The sequence below is a fragment of the Rhizobium laguerreae genome (genome assembly GCF_002008165.1).
Taxonomy (GTDB): Bacteria; Pseudomonadota; Alphaproteobacteria; order Rhizobiales; family Rhizobiaceae; genus Rhizobium; species Rhizobium laguerreae.
Genome location: NZ_MRDM01000017.1, coordinates 174,132 through 188,587 on the forward strand (window position 1 = coordinate 174,132; position 14,456 = coordinate 188,587).

Annotated in this window: 9 protein-coding genes; 5 read left to right on the forward strand and 4 right to left on the reverse strand. The window is 62.4% G+C overall.

Annotation, left to right across the window (positions count from 1 at the left end):
• Window positions 1-224 precede the first annotated feature (224 nt).
• A complete protein-coding gene (hisN, locus tag BS630_RS24820) occupies window positions 225-998 on the forward strand; it encodes a histidinol-phosphatase (RefSeq protein WP_077979505.1) in 774 nt (257 codons plus the stop codon).
• 48 nt (window positions 999-1,046) lie between these two features.
• On the opposite strand, the gene BS630_RS24825 is transcribed toward hisN, so the two are convergent.
• A complete protein-coding gene (locus tag BS630_RS24825; RefSeq protein ID WP_077979506.1) occupies window positions 1,047-2,021 on the reverse strand; it encodes an alpha/beta fold hydrolase in 975 nt (324 codons plus the stop codon).
• Between the two features lie 402 nt (window positions 2,022-2,423).
• On the opposite strand from BS630_RS24825, the gene BS630_RS24830 reads away from it, so the two are divergent.
• Window positions 2,424-2,894 carry an Hsp20 family protein gene (locus BS630_RS24830; RefSeq protein ID WP_003542878.1) on the forward strand — a complete coding sequence of 157 codons (471 nt, stop codon included), beginning with the start codon at window positions 2,424-2,426 and terminating at the stop codon, window positions 2,892-2,894.
• Window positions 2,895-2,955: 61 nt separating this feature from the next.
• Here BS630_RS24830 and BS630_RS24835 read toward each other — a convergent pair whose 3' ends face one another.
• On the reverse strand, window positions 2,956-4,005 hold the full coding sequence (locus tag BS630_RS24835; protein ID WP_077979507.1) for a bile acid:sodium symporter family protein: 1,050 nt from the start codon (window positions 4,003-4,005) through the stop codon (window positions 2,956-2,958).
• A gap of 45 nt (window positions 4,006-4,050) precedes the next feature.
• Between BS630_RS24835 and BS630_RS24840 the strand changes: the two genes are divergently transcribed.
• A complete protein-coding gene (locus BS630_RS24840; protein ID WP_077979508.1) occupies window positions 4,051-4,905 on the forward strand; it encodes a LysR substrate-binding domain-containing protein in 855 nt (284 codons plus the stop codon).
• Between the two features lie 50 nt (window positions 4,906-4,955).
• Here BS630_RS24840 and BS630_RS24845 read toward each other — a convergent pair whose 3' ends face one another.
• Window positions 4,956-6,008: a threonine aldolase family protein gene (locus tag BS630_RS24845; protein WP_077979658.1), complete on the reverse strand. Its 1,053-nt coding sequence runs from the start codon at window positions 6,006-6,008 to the stop codon at window positions 4,956-4,958.
• A gap of 538 nt (window positions 6,009-6,546) precedes the next feature.
• Here BS630_RS24845 and gltB point away from each other — a divergent pair.
• Complete coding sequence (gene gltB / locus BS630_RS24850) at window positions 6,547-11,271, forward strand: glutamate synthase large subunit (protein WP_183594573.1); 4,725 nt, start codon at window positions 6,547-6,549, stop codon at window positions 11,269-11,271.
• Between the two features lie 226 nt (window positions 11,272-11,497).
• Complete coding sequence (locus BS630_RS24855; protein WP_062941551.1) at window positions 11,498-12,952, forward strand: glutamate synthase subunit beta; 1,455 nt, start codon at window positions 11,498-11,500, stop codon at window positions 12,950-12,952.
• Between the two features lie 128 nt (window positions 12,953-13,080).
• Here BS630_RS24855 and BS630_RS24860 read toward each other — a convergent pair whose 3' ends face one another.
• Window positions 13,081-14,322, reverse strand: coding sequence for an SGNH/GDSL hydrolase family protein (locus tag BS630_RS24860; RefSeq protein ID WP_183594570.1), 1,242 nt, complete (start codon window positions 14,320-14,322; stop codon window positions 13,081-13,083).
• Window positions 14,323-14,456: the final 134 nt, after the last annotated feature.

Genomic DNA, 14,456 nt, shown 5'->3' on the forward strand with positions numbered 1-14,456 from the left:
AACCGCGCTTGTGAGCGCGGCTAAGTCTAGGGAGGAAACACCCAAGGAGGGTATTTACAGTCAGAAGACTGTATGAAGACACTACTATTGCATTGCACAAATGTCAAGCAATTTATTGCGCTGCGATATCTTTGTGCAACTAAACTCAATTTGCCTGCTGCGTTTGCATTCCCGTTGCTTTTCGCTATGAAAAGCGCCACTCCCGCCAGCCAAACGGATCCAACATGTTTCCTGACCGTTCGTTCTTCAATCGCCTGGCGGAGGCTGCCCGCGCCGAAACGCTGCCGCGTTTCCGCTCCGGCCTCGATGTCACGAACAAGCTTTCTTCCGGTTTCGATCCGGTGACGGAGGGCGACCGGGCGGCCGAACTCGCCATCCGGGCGCTGATCGAAGAGAATTTCCCCGACCACGGCATTCTCGGCGAGGAACATGGCGATATCGGGCTCGACCGCGAATATGTCTGGGTGATTGATCCGATCGACGGCACCCGCGCCTTCATCTCCGGCGTGCCGGTGTGGGGAACGCTGATCGGCCTGCAGAAGGCGGGTCGGGCGATCATGGGCATGATCGAGCAACCCTTTACCGGCGAGCGTTATTTTGCCGACCAGAACGGCTCGATCTATACCGGGCCGGAGGGCGAGCGGCGGCTGGCGACGCGCCAGTGCGACACGCTTTCGAACGCCATCCTGTTCACCACCTCACCGCATCTCTTTGCCGGTGAGGAAATGGAGAAATACCGTGAGATCGAGAGCCAGGTACGGCTCTTCCGCTACGGCTGCGACTGCTATGCCTATGCGCTGCTTGCCGCCGGCCATGTCGATCTCGTCGTCGAAAACAGCCTGAAGCCCTATGATGTCGGCGGCATCATTCCCGTCATCGAGGGAGCGGGCGGCATCATCACCACCTGGGACGGCGGACGGCCGGAAAACGGCGGCTCGATCATCGCCGCCGGCAGCCAGGCGGTCTACGAACAGGCAATCGCCATCCTGCAGCGCTGATCCCTCGGTCAGCAGCGCTGATCCCCCAGTCGGCAAAGCCGATCCGTCTCACGTACCGAGGGCGGCGACGTCCTGGTTTTCTTCGGCATCGCTGCCGGGAATAAAGGCGTGGAAGGCGGCAAGGGCGGCAGCGCGATAGATATCGCGCTCCTGGAAGATCTCGTGACGGGCACCGTTGATCGGCACCAGCTGGCCGGCGCGGAAGTAACGCGAGAGCCGCTCTTGCGCCGTGTAGGGCACGACACCGTCACGCGTCGGGGCGATGACGATGGTCGGGATAGTGATCGAGAAGAGATGATAGGGTGAGGTGACCCGGTCCATGGTGCGGAAAGCCTCGATCAGCCAGCGGGCCGTCGGCGGCCCGAGCGTCAATTCCGGATAGGCCTTCATCATTGCAACATTGCGCTCGAAGCGGTGTTCGTCCGAGGTCAGAGGGTTGTCGCTGAAGTTCGGCTCCTTCAGTTTCGAGGTCAGCGGCAGGAAGCCGAGGCCGACGGCGGTCAGCGTGCCGGCGAGAGCGCGGATGACGCGGGGCGAGGCCGACTGGCCGGTCAGGCCGATAAAGGGCGCCGACAGCACCATGCGATCGATACGGGTGGTGAGATAGGGCGCGGCCGAGAGTGCGATCAGGCCGCCTGTGGAATGGGCGAGCAGATAGAAGGGCAGGCGGGTATCCGGCAGCACCACCCTTTCCAGGAAGGTATCGAGATCACGCTCGTAATCGGCAAAGCGGCGGATGTGGCCGTGGTTGCGACGTTTCATCAGCCGTGATGAACCGCCCTGGCCGCGCAGGTCGAAGGTCGCGACCCAGAGACCCTTGGCCGTCAGGTCGCGGATCGTTTCGAAATATTTCTCGATATATTCGTTGCGGCCGTGCAGGATGACGACGGTGCCCTTGGCAATCTGGCCACTCGAGCGGAAGACGGCGTAACGCAGCTGCTGGCCGTCATGGGTTTCGAAGAACCCCTCTGTGCGGTTTTCCGGGGCGGGATTATCGGGCGTCGAATAGAGAACCTGATCCATGACTTTGCCAATGCGCCGCTGCTGACTGCTTCGCATCAGGGATAGCGCATGGCATCCGGCTTGGAAAGCGGTGGGGAAAAGGGCCGGCAGGAGCATGAGGGTGCTCGCGGCCGGCCGAAGTTGAGGCTGAAGAAGAAGGGACGATGCACTTCAGCCATCGGGACCAGATTCACCCGACGCCTAAATCCTAGGCGAATGCGCCTGAACGCGCTCCGAACCGGCCGTTCATGCGGGGTTCACGGGCCGATCAAGGCGATTGCAAAAGGTCTTGAACTCGTCAAATCCCATCACCATCTCCTTTCTGCGGGTGCCGAACAGGGCCTGCGCAACCGTCCCAAGGCCGCCAAAGATGGGGTCTCAGGGGCATTTCATCGCAACACGTCGCTTCCACAGGAGGACATCATGCGTCACGTAGACTTCTCTCCCCTTTATCGTTCGACCGTCGGTTTCGACCGGCTCTTCACCATGCTCGACAGCCTTGCCCAGCCGGAACAGGCGCAGACCTATCCGCCCTATAATATCGAGCGTACCGGTGAAAACACCTATCGCATCACCATGGCCGTTGCCGGTTTCGACGAGACAGAACTTTCGATCGAAGCCCATGCCCATGTGCTGTCCGTGAAGGGTGAAAAGAACGAGGAACCTGCCGAAAGCGGCGAATTCCTCTATCGCGGCATTGCCAAGCGCGCCTTCGAGCGTCGCTTCCAGCTTGCCGATCATGTCGAGGTGACCGCCGCTTCGCTGAAGAACGGCCTGCTGCACATCGATCTTCTGCGCAATATTCCCGAGGCCATGAAGCCCCGCAAGATCGCGATTGCCGCAGAACCGGTCGAGGCTCCGAAGGCCATCGAAGCGCAGATCATCAACGGCTGATTGATCCCCCTTACGGGTAAAACGGACGGCGCTCCTATGGGGCGCCGTTTTTTATTTGGGCTCAGGCCGGGCTGGTTGCCTCGTCGATTTCCTTGTCCGTTGCGCGGCGGACCGCGGCGGCGGCGTATTTCTGTGCGATGACGGCGCAGACCATCAGCTGGATCTGATGGAACAGCATCAGCGGCAGCACGATCGCGCCGATCGACTGGCCGGCGAAGATGACGTTCGCCATCGGCACGCCGCTTGCGAGGCTCTTCTTCGAGCCGCAGAAGGTGATGGTGATCTGATCGGCCTTGTTGAAGCCCAGCCACCGGCTGCCGAACATCGTCAGCACCAGAACAATTGCCAGCAGAACCATGTCGGCGACGATGACGACGGCGATATCGGCGATCGAGAAGGTGTGCCACAGTCCCTCGACGACAGCCGTGCTGAAGGCGAGATAGACGACCATCAGGATCGAGCCGCGGTCGACAGGCATCAGGATCTTCTTCTTGGCGCGAATCCAGTCGCCGATCCAGGGCTGCAGAACCTGGCCGATGATGAAGGGGGCAAGCAGCTGCAGCAGGATCTGCTCTAATGCGTCGAAGGAGAAGCCGCCACGGCCGCCGACGGAAAACAGCAGGCCGACGAGCAGCGGCGTCAGGAACATGCCGAAGATGTTGGATGCCGAGGCCGAGCAGATAGCGGCGGGCACGTTGCCGCCCGCCATCGAGGTAAAGGCGATCGACGACTGCACCGTCGACGGCAGCACGCAGAGGAAGAGGATGCCGAGATAAAGCGGCTGCGGCAGGATCGTGTCGGGGATCAGCCCGAGCGTCATGCCGAGCAGCGGGAAGATGCCGAAGGTCGTCAGCAGGATGACGATATGCAGGCGCCAATGCAGCAGGCCTGATAAGACCACGTCGCGCGACAGGCGGGCGCCATGCAGGAAAAACAGCAGAGCGATGGCAAGGTCGGTGGCGATGCCGAAATAATCCGCGAAGGTACCGCTTGCCGGCAGCAACGAGGCGAGGATGACGGTGCAGACGAGCAGGATGGTGAATGTATCGGGCAGAAAGCGGCGCATGGCGGTCTCGCGGCTTGATAAAACAGTCATTGTTCTGTCGTCCATTATGATCCAGGATGCAAGGAATAACAGTTATCGAGAAGCTGGATCATGTTGGACCTTTCGCAATTGCGCAGTTTCGTCGCCGTCGAACAGATGGGCAGTTTCACGCTCGCCGCAGAAAGGCTGGGCCTCGGGCAGTCGACGGTCAGCCAGCACATTCAGCGACTGGAGGCAGCACTCGGGCGCAGGCTGCTGGCACGCGACACGCATAAGGTGATGCTCACCGGCGATGGCGAGGCGCTGCTGTCCCATGCGCGCGCCATGCTTTCGATCGAGGGGCAGGTACAGTCGCTGTTTAAGAACAACAGCCTGCGCGGCAGTCTGCGGCTCGGCGTGTCGGAGGATTTCGTCACCAGCCAGCTGCCGGCGGTGCTCGAGGATTTCGTTCGTTCGCACCCTTCGGTAGACCTCGAACTGACAGTGGCGCTGTCCGGCGTTCTTTACGAGATGCAGGACAATGGTGAGATCGATCTGGTGCTCGCCAAGCGCCGGCTCGGCGATGCGCGCGGAAAACTCGTCTATCGCGAGCCGCTCGTCTGGCTGGCGCGCGATCCTGAGCGTGTGCTTGCCTCCGGCCCTTTGCCGCTGATCGCCTTTCCGCCGCCGAGCGTCACACGGGTGATCGCGCTGGAAGCACTCGGGCGAAACGGCGTACCCTGGCGGATCGTCTGCACCTGCGGCAGCCTGAGCGGTCTGACGGCGGCGGCGCGGGCCGGGATGGGCGTGCTGGTGCAGCCGCGCAGCATGGCGCCCTCAGGTCTGAAGGAAATCGCTGCGGGAAGACTTCCGGTGCTGGAGGATGTGGAATTCGTGCTGGTGCCGCGTAAGGGTGCGGACCAGACACTGGTTTCAGCACTGTCGGAGGATATTCTGCAAAAGGTGAGGGGACTGAGGTCGGCGTGAGGCTTTGCCATCACCGAAAGGCCGCCGGAGAGGCAGGCCTTTCGGGGGGATCAGGCCGCCAAGCACTTCAGGAAACCATCGACATCCGCTTCCGTGGTCGCGAAGCTGGTGACGAGGCGGATCAGGGTTTCGCTTTCGGAAACGAGTTCGGGCATTGCCGCCGGGATCGGCCATGCGTAAAATTTCGCGCCCTTTTCCTCCGCGATTTTTGCGGCACTTTTGCTGACGACGGCAAAGACTTCGTTGGACGCGGTCGGCCAGGCGAGGCGGGCGGAGTTGCTGGTGGCGATGCCGGCGCGCAGCCTGTCGGCCATGCCGTTCGAATGGCGGGCAAGATCGAGCCAGAGACCGTTTTCGAAATAGGCATCGAACTGGGCGGCGATGAAACGCGACTTGGAGAATAGCTGGGCGGCGCGCTTGCGGATGAACGGCATTTCCCGGGCCTGATCCGGATTGAAGAAGACCATCGCTTCGGCACACCAGCAGCCGTTCTTGGTGCCGCCGAAGGACAGCATGTCGACGCCGCGCTTCCAGGTCATTTCGGCCGGGGTGGCGCCGAGTGCGACCAAGGCGTTGGCGAAGCGGGCGCCGTCCATGTGGAGCGGCAGATTGCGCTGCCTTGATATGGCGGCGATCTCGCCGATCTCCGGCAGGGAATAGACGGTGCCGATCTCGGTCGCCTGGGTGATGGTCACCGCGCTGGCGCGGCCGTGATGGACGGCGTCCTCGGGAAAGCTTGCGATCTTCGCCGAAAGCTTTGCCGGATCGATCTTGCCGGCTTCGCCGTCAACGGCAACGAGGCGGGCGGCGCCGGAGAAAAATTCCGGCGCGCCGCATTCATCCTCGATCACATGGGCCTCCGAGTGGCAGAAGGTGATGCCGCCGGGGCGCTGGACGCTTGCCAGCGACAGGGAGTTGGCGGCCGTGCCGGTGGCGACGAAGAAGATCGAAACCTCACGCTCGAAGATCTCGGAAAAACGGGCCTCGACCTTCCTGTCGAGATCGCCGGCGCCATAGGCCGCGGCAAAACCGGTCGATTCCGTCAGCAGACGTTCGGCAATGGATTTATGGGCACCGGCCCAGTTATCGGAAGCAAAGAACATGGGGAAACCGTGGAAAAGGAAGGGGTTGGCAAAGTCCGCAGCGGACATTACGCCAAAGCTTCACAGGATCAAGGTTGTCGCCCGCGACACATCACAGAAATTGAACTACGCAATCAATAAACAAAATAGTACTTCTTGACGTAATTTTATTTCGTCATCACCGCTGCGCAGGCAATCTTCCGTCGCAAATTGACGTTTTTTGCCGGGGCGCTCTTGCAGAGCCGAATGCTTTCTGGCATAGAACTGATGAATTAGGACAGTGTTGCTGTCCTATTTTGGCCTTTATGACCGAAGAGGCGCCGAAAGCCCTGGAACAGACCGGCTTTCACGCTATAGTTCTTCCGAGTGTCAAGCCTCAAGGGGCGGCGCGCGGAGGCGAATGGCAGGCGCGGAACGCGACGGTTTGCTTTCCTTCAAAGCAGATGTCTGCGGCCGATCTTCACAATGCAACAGCGCTGTCATGCGCCGAACCTATCTTCGGGTTGCGGCGCGGGACGAAAAGCCGCCCGTGGCCCCGCGGGCTTCGACAGGAGGAAAGATGATGACGAAGACGCCATCCATGGAAGTTGACCGGTTTGCTGCCGCAGAGCTGCGCGCGACGGCCAATATCTCCAAATCCGCCTCCGGCCTGCCGAAGAAGCAGGGCCTCTACGATCCGCGCAACGAACATGATGCCTGCGGCGTCGGCTTCGTCGCGCATATGAAGGGTGAGAAGTCGCACCAGATCGTCAAGGATGGCCTGTTCATCCTCGAGAACCTGACGCATCGCGGCGCCGTCGGCGCCGATCCGCTGATGGGTGACGGCGCCGGCATCCTGGTGCAGATCCCCGACCGTTTCTTCCGTGAGGAGATGGCCGAGCAGGGCATCACCCTGCCGCCGATCGGCGAGTATGGCGTCGGCCATATCTTCATGCCGCGCGATGAAAAGCAGATCGAGCACTTTAAGAAGGTGATCAAGGACGTTATCACCGAGGAAGGCCAGGTCTTCATCGGCTTTCGCGATGTGCCGGTCGACAATTCCTCGCTCTCCAAGGCGCCGGCCATTGCCGCAACCGAGCCGCATCATGTGCAGGTCTTCATCGGCGCCGGCGAGGATGCCGAAAACAACGACGAGTTCGAGCGCCGGCTGTTCACGCTGCGCAAGGTGATCTCCAACCGTATCTATGACGAGTTCGACGGCGAGGAGAGCAATTTCTATCCGGTGTCGCTGTCGTCGGCGACGGTGGTCTACAAGGGCATGTTCCTGGCCTATCAGGTCGGCGTCTATTACAAGGACCTGTCGGATCCGCGTTTCGAAAGCGCGGTCGCCCTGGTGCACCAGCGCTTCTCGACCAACACCTTCCCGTCATGGAAGCTCGCGCATCCCTACCGCATGGTCGCCCATAACGGCGAGATCAACACGCTGCGCGGCAACGTCAACTGGATGGCGGCCCGCCAGGCGTCGGTCTCCTCGCCGCTGTTCGGTGAGGACATCTCCAAGCTCTGGCCGATCTCCTACGAGGGGCAGTCGGACACGGCCTGCTTCGACAACGCGCTCGAATTCCTGGTGCGCGGCGGTTATTCGATGGCGCATGCGGTAATGATGCTGATCCCGGAAGCCTGGGCCGGCAACCAGTCGATGGCCGCCGAACGCAAGGCCTTCTACGAGTATCATGCGGCGCTGATGGAGCCCTGGGACGGGCCGGCTGCCGTTGCCTTCACCGATGGCAAGCAGATCGGCGCGACGCTCGACCGCAACGGACTGCGGCCGGCGCGCTACCTCGTCACCGATGACGACCGCGTCATCATGGCGTCCGAAGCCGGCGTGCTGCCGGTTCCGGAGGAGAAGATCATCCAGAAGTGGCGCCTGCAGCCGGGCAAGATGCTGCTGATCGATATGAAAGAAGGCCGCATCGTCTCCGACGACGAGGTGAAGTCGCAGCTCGCGACAGCGCATCCTTATCGCAGCTGGCTCAACCGCACCCAGCTCATCCTCGAAGACCTGAAGCCGGTGGAGCCGCGGGCGCTGCGCCGCGACGTGTCGCTGCTCGACCGCCAGCAGGCCTTCGGCTACACGCTCGAGGATACACGCATCCTGATGTCGCCGATGGCGACGACGGGCCAGGAAGCGATCGGCTCGATGGGCACGGATACGCCGATCTCGGCGATGTCGGAAAAGCCGAAGCTGCTCTACACCTATTTCAAGCAGAACTTCGCGCAGGTGACCAATCCGCCGATCGACCCGATCCGCGAGGAACTGGTCATGAGCCTGGTTTCCTTCATCGGGCCGCGGCCGAACATTCTCGACCATGAGGGGGCGGCGAACGCCAAGCGGCTCGAGGTTCGTCAGCCGATCCTGACCAATGGCGATCTCGAGAAGATCCGCTCGATCGGCCATACGGAAGACCGTTTCGACACCAAGACGCTCGATTTCACCTATGATATCGAGCGTGGCGCCGAAGGCATGCCCGAGATGCTCGACCGGCTCTGCGAGCGCGCGGAAGCGGCCGTCAAGGGCGGCTATAACATCATCGTGCTCTCCGACCGCCAGATCGGGCCGGACCGGATCGCCATTCCCGCGCTGCTCGCTACAGCTGCCGTGCATCACCATCTGATCCGCAAGGGGCTGCGCACCTCGGTCGGTCTCGTCGTCGAGACCGGCGAGCCGCGCGAAGTCCATCATTTCTGCCTGCTCGCCGGCTACGGCGCCGAGGCGATCAACCCCTATCTCGCCTTCGACACGCTGCTCGACATGCATGCCAAAGGCGAATTCCCGAAGGAAGTGGATGCCTCCGAAATCGTCTACCGCTACATCAAGGCGGTCGGCAAAGGCATCCTCAAGGTCATGTCAAAGATGGGCATTTCGACCTACCAGTCCTATTGCGGCGCGCAGATCTTCGATGCGATTGGCCTGCAGTCGGAACTGATCGACAAGTATTTCTTCGGAACCGCGACGATGATCGAAGGCGTCGGCCTCGAGGCGATCGCCGCAGAAACCGTCGCCCGCCATAACGCGGCCTTCGGCACGGACCCACTTCTTGCCACGACGCTCGACATCGGCGGCGAATATGCCTACCGCATGCGCGGCGAAAGCCACGCCTGGACGCCGGATGCGGTTGCGGCCCTCCAGCATGCGGTGCGCGGCAATGCCGAGGACCGCTACCGCGAATTTGCCGACATGATGAACAATTCGGCGCTGCGCATGAACACGATCCGCGGTCTCTTCAAGATGAAGAGCGCCGAGGCGCTCGGCCGTACGCCGGTATCGATCGACGAGGTCGAGCCGGCGGCCGATATCGTCAAGCGTTTCTCGACGGGGGCGATGTCCTTCGGCTCGATTTCCAGGGAGGCGCATACGACGCTGGCGATCGCCATGAACCGGATCGGCGGCAAGTCGAACACCGGCGAGGGCGGCGAAGAATCCGACCGTTATATACCGCTGGCCAATGGTTCGATGAACCCGGAACGTTCGGCGATCAAGCAGATCGCCTCGGGCCGCTTCGGCGTCACCACCGAATATCTTGTCAATGCCGACGTGCTGCAGATCAAGGTGGCGCAGGGCGCCAAGCCTGGCGAAGGCGGCCAGCTGCCGGGTCACAAGGTTGACGCGACTGTTGCAAAGACCCGCCATTCGACACCGGGCGTCGGCCTGATTTCGCCGCCGCCGCACCACGACATCTATTCGATCGAAGATCTGGCGCAGCTGATCTACGATCTGAAGAACGTCAACCCGACCGCCGATGTTTCGGTCAAGCTGGTCTCGGAAGTCGGCGTCGGTACGGTTGCTGCCGGCGTCGCCAAGGCGCGCGCCGACCATATCACGGTTGCCGGCTTCGACGGCGGCACGGGTGCGTCGCCGCTGACCTCGCTCAAACATGCCGGCAGCCCCTGGGAAATCGGCCTTGCCGAGACTCAGCAGACGCTGGTGCTGAACGGCTTGCGTTCGCGCGTCGCCCTGCAGGTGGACGGCGGCCTGAAGACCGGCCGCGACGTCATTATCGGGGCGCTGCTTGGAGCCGACGAGTTCGGCTTTGCCACCGCGCCGCTGATTGCCGCCGGCTGCATCATGATGCGCAAGTGCCATCTCAACACCTGTCCGGTGGGCGTGGCGACCCAGGATCCGGTGCTGCGCAAGCGCTTCAAGGGCGCACCGGAGCACGTCATCAACTACTTCTTCTTCGTCGCCAACGAAGTGCGCGAAATCCTCGCCTCACTCGGCTTCACCCGGCTTGACCAGATCATCGGCGCCTCGGAGTTGCTGGAGAAGGACGAGATGCTGAACCACTGGAAGGCGAAGGGCCTCGACTTCAGCCGTATCTTCCACAAGGTCGACGCTCCCAAGGAAGAGACCTTCTGGACGAGCCGGCAGAAGCACCCGATCGACGACATTCTCGACCGCGTGCTGATCGAACAGGCGCAGCCGGCACTGACGGCCAAGACACCCGTCGCCTTCGAGGTCGGCATCAAGAACGTCGACCGTTCGGTGGGCGCTATGCTTTCCGGCGAGGTCGCCAAGCGTTATCGCCATCGCGGTCTGAAGGAGGACACGATCAATGTGACGCTTCGCGGCACGGCGGGACAGAGCTTCGGCGCCTTCCTGGCACGCGGCGTCACCTTCAACCTGATCGGCGACGGCAACGACTATGTCGGCAAGGGGCTTTCTGGCGGCAAGATCATCATCCGGCCGCCGGAGAATTCGAGGATCGTGGCCGAGGACTCGATCATCGTCGGTAACACCGTGCTCTATGGTGCGACCGAGGGCGAATGCTATTTCCGCGGCGTGGCGGGCGAACGTTTCGCCGTGCGTAATTCGGGGGCGATCGCCATCGTCGAGGGTGTCGGCGACCATGGCTGCGAATACATGACCGGTGGCGTCGTCGTCGTGCTCGGCGCCACGGGCCGCAACTTCGCGGCCGGCATGTCCGGCGGTGTCGCCTACGTGCTCGATGAAACCGGTGATTTCGCCAGCCGCTGCAACATGGCGATGGTCGAGCTCGAGCCGGTGCCCGAGGAGGACGACATGCTGGAGAAGCTGCATCATCACGGCGGCGATCTCATGCACAAGGGACGCGTCGACGTCTCCGGCGACATGACGCGCCATGACGAGGAGCGCCTTTACCAGCTGATCTCCAACCATCTGCATTATACGGGCTCGGCGCGCGCCACTGAGATCCTCGACAACTGGGCCGATTACCGCCCGAAATTCCGCAAGGTCATGCCGGTCGAATACCGGCGTGCGCTCGAGGAAATGGAGCGCAGCCGGATGGGTATCGCCGCGGAATGAATTGCACCGGACATCCGTCACCTGACGACTGCAGGTGACGGATGACGAAAATATCTCGATGACCCGTGACGATCATACCGACGGCGAAAGCTGTCCAGATCGCCCGGATGTCTTCCAGGGGATATGGTCCAATGACGGTCAAGACAAGCAACTTGCCCCGGGTACCGGGACTGACGATAGACAGATTGGCTGCGGTGAGGCGGTCATGAGGGTAAGGGACGAAGATATGGGTAAGGTAACAGGGTTTCTGGAAATCGACCGGCAGGTGGCGAAGTACCAGCCGGCGTCGGATCGTATCCGTCATTTCCGCGAGTTCACGATCCCGATGTCGGACCCGGAAGTGCAGAAACAGGCCGCGCGCTGCATGGATTGTGGCATCCCCTATTGCCACGGCCCGACCGGCTGCCCTGTTCACAACCAGATTCCCGATTGGAACGACCTCGTTTACAACAACAATTGGGAAGCGGCGATTCAGAACCTGCATTCGACTAACAATTTCCCCGAGTTCACCGGCCGCGTCTGCCCCGCACCCTGCGAGGAAGCCTGCACGCTGAACCTCGAAGATGCACCGGTCGCCATCAAGACGGTCGAACAGGCGATCGCCGACAAGGCCTATGAGCTCGGCTTCATCCGGCCGCAGCCGGCCACGGTCCATACCGGCAAGAAGGTCGCCGTCATCGGCTCCGGGCCTGCCGGCATGGCGGCCGCCCAGCAGCTCGGCCGCGCCGGTCACGAAGTGCATCTCTATGAGCGCGAGACCAAGCCGGGCGGCCTGCTGCGTTACGGCATTCCCGATTTCAAAATGGAGAAGAACTTCATCGACCGCCGCGTCGAGCAGATGAAGGGCGAGGGCGTCACCTTCCATTGCGGCGTCAATGTCGGCGTCGACGTCAAAGTCGAGCAGCTGCTCGCCGATCACGACGCCGTGCTTTACTGCGGCGGCTCCGAGACGCCGCGCGAGGCGGGCATTCCGGGCACCGACCTTGCGGGCGTGCATGATGCGATGCCCTATCTCGTGCAGCAGAACCGCCGCGTCGGGCGCGAGAACATCGACAGCGTCGGCTGGCCGTCGGACCCGATCCTTGCCGGCGCCAAACATATCGTCGTCGTCGGCGGTGGCGATACGGCTTCGGACTGCGTCGGCACGGCGTTCCGCCAGGGCGCCGTCAAGGTCACCCAGCTCGACATCCGGCCGCAGCCGCCGGAGAAGGAAGACAAGCTTGCCGTCTGGCCCTTCTGGGCGACGAAGATGCGCACCTCTTCCTCGCAGGCCGAGGGCGCCGTGCGCGAATTCCAGGTGGCCACACTTGAATTCGTCGGCGAAGACGGTGTGCTGACCGGCGTCAAGTGCTGCGAGGTCGATGAGCGCCGGCGGCCGGTTCCAGGCACGGAATTCGTCATCCGGGCCGATCTCGCCTTCATCGCCATCGGTTTCCGCGGGCCGTTTACCGGCAGCGTACTGAAGGAGCTCGACGGCAAGCTGACGCTCAACACCGACAAACGCGGCTCGACCAACGTCGTCGCCAACGATCGCGACTACAAGACTTCGGTCGACAAATTCTGGACGGCGGGCGATGTGCGCCGCGGCCAATCGCTGGTGGTCTGGGCGATCCGTGAAGGCCGCCAGGCGGCGCGCGCCATCGACGAGGAGCTGATGGGCTCGACCGTCCTGCCGAACTGAGCGTCAGCTGCACACCTTTCCGAAGACAAGAACTCCGCCCCTCCGGCGGAGTTTTTTTATAGCGCCGCGTGTTTGACAGGACGCGGGAGCGACATTCTCGAAGCGGCGAGCCGCCTCGCGCGGCCTTTTCACTTGACCGAGACTTCGGCCGGTGCTTTTGCCACCGGCAGGCGGTAATCATCGACGCGGCCGGGAGGCGCCGGCGTCATTTCGCCCTGCTCGACCAGGAGGTCGCGTGGCGACCTCGTCAAGGCCATGGGCGGCGGCCTGGCGCCGAGAAGTTCGGCGCCGCCGTCGAGATTGGGATCGGAAAGACTGATCGGCACGGTATGTTCGACCGGATTGGCGGGAAGGCCGAGACCGGGCAGATTGCTGGAGTCGAGGCGGACCAGATCGGGGCTTGCCTGGGTGCCGAGAAGACGCCGCGCCGGCTTTTCCACGTAAAAGGCAAGCTTGCGCCGACCGGCCTGGGTCAGGTTGATTCCGTCGGAGGTGCGCAGGCGCACCTGCTGGCCGTTCACATCCGAACCGGTGACGACGAAGGTGCCGTTTTCATCGACGAAACCGTCCCAGATATCGACGAATTCGCCGCCGATGCTTTCGACCTGGTTGCGGTAGAGCTGGTTCATCTGCACGGCATCGGCCGTCATCGAATCGGATTCGAAGGCGGGAAGGCCGACCCAGAGCAGCGGGATCTTGCGGTCGGTGACCTCCTTGCCGAAGGAAAGCACGCGGCGGCGGTATTCGGTGAACCAGCCATCGGTGCGGAATTTTTCCTTGGCGGTGTCGGTCACCATCTGCTGGCGGTCGTTGGCGCCGATCATGACGACGACCATTGCCGGCTTCAGCTCATCGATCATCTTCGGCAGCTGTTCCGGCCAGTCGTAATAATCGTCGCGGACAAGGCCTGAGGAGACGTTGCCGCGGGCTTCGACGACGACACCCGGCGAGGTCTCGAAGGCGGCGGTGAGGCCGTCGCCGAGGCCGCTGGCCAGGAAATCGCCGACGATCAGGATCTTTCGGGCGTCGCCGAGCTTCTGCACGGCCGGCTCCTCCTCCTGTACGGGAGCGCGGACCGGCGGTGCAGTGCGGGTATTGACGATGGCTTTCTGCGCTGGCGGGCGTTTGCGCTGCTGGCGTCTCGGCTGCTGGACGTCAGGAGCTTGCGGGCCGTCGTCGAGATAGCGTCGGCCAAGGAAGAAATCGAAGATCGACCGGCGCTGATAGCGCTGCTCCTGGGCTTCGGCGACATGCACCGGCGCAGACACGCCAAGGCACAGCGAAGCCGCCGCCAAGGCGAGCACGAGCCAGCGGATTTTACGGGTCCGATCAGTTTTCTTCGTCATGGGCAGTTCCGCATCTGCCGGCATCTTGCACGCAGGGCAGGCCAGCGTCCACTCCCACTAATATCTAGATCGCGGTTCTGCCGCTTCCAATGCGGGTTCGCCAAAACCGTGCGGCAGGACGGGGCGACCTGCATGAGACAAAGACTTGAAGCGCCCTG

What these genes read in the sequence shown, in the direction of transcription:
- BS630_RS24860 (WP_183594570.1), bottom strand. Translation starts at nt 14,322, where the DNA reads ATGCCGGCAGATGCGGAACTGCCCATGACGAAGAAAACTGATCGGACC.
- BS630_RS24855 (WP_062941551.1), top strand. Translation starts at nt 11,498, where the DNA reads ATGGGTAAGGTAACAGGGTTTCTGGAAATCGACCGGCAGGTGGCGAAG.
- BS630_RS24840 (WP_077979508.1), top strand. Translation starts at nt 4,051, where the DNA reads ATGTTGGACCTTTCGCAATTGCGCAGTTTCGTCGCCGTCGAACAGATG.
- BS630_RS24825 (WP_077979506.1), bottom strand. Translation starts at nt 2,021, where the DNA reads ATGGATCAGGTTCTCTATTCGACGCCCGATAATCCCGCCCCGGAAAAC.
- BS630_RS24845 (WP_077979658.1), bottom strand. Translation starts at nt 6,008, where the DNA reads ATGTTCTTTGCTTCCGATAACTGGGCCGGTGCCCATAAATCCATTGCC.
- hisN (WP_077979505.1), top strand. Translation starts at nt 225, where the DNA reads ATGTTTCCTGACCGTTCGTTCTTCAATCGCCTGGCGGAGGCTGCCCGC.
- BS630_RS24830 (WP_003542878.1), top strand. Translation starts at nt 2,424, where the DNA reads ATGCGTCACGTAGACTTCTCTCCCCTTTATCGTTCGACCGTCGGTTTC.
- BS630_RS24835 (WP_077979507.1), bottom strand. Translation starts at nt 4,005, where the DNA reads ATGGACGACAGAACAATGACTGTTTTATCAAGCCGCGAGACCGCCATG.
- gltB (WP_183594573.1), top strand. Translation starts at nt 6,547, where the DNA reads ATGATGACGAAGACGCCATCCATGGAAGTTGACCGGTTTGCTGCCGCA.